Below are 252 nucleotides of genomic sequence, written 5' to 3' on the forward strand. Positions count from 1 at the left end.
GTAACCGTCAAATCCCATTTCCGAATAAGCCATATCATGCACAATCAGCACATGATGCCGCTTCGCCTTCTCGACCAAGGATTCGAAGAAGGCTAGATCGGCTTGCGCCGCAATCGGATTGCCGGGAAAATTCAGCAGGATGAAAACCGCCTGCTCCCATACCTCTTCCGGAATTCGATCCAGATCGGGAAGGAAGCCCCGCTCCTCTCTCAAGGGAACATGCCAAGGGGTTACGCCTGCAATGGCCAATGC

General features: G+C 53.6%; 1 protein-coding gene. It reads right to left on the reverse strand.

Translation table 11 applies throughout. The annotated features are described in order from the left end of the window. The coding region (locus tag ACSNOG_RS33685) for an aminotransferase class I/II-fold pyridoxal phosphate-dependent enzyme (RefSeq protein ID WP_436756468.1) at positions 1-252 on the reverse strand (252 nt) is incomplete at both ends.

The organism is Streptomyces sp. URMC 124 (assembly GCF_051386455.1).
Lineage (GTDB): Bacteria > Actinomycetota > Actinomycetes > Streptomycetales > Streptomycetaceae > Streptomyces.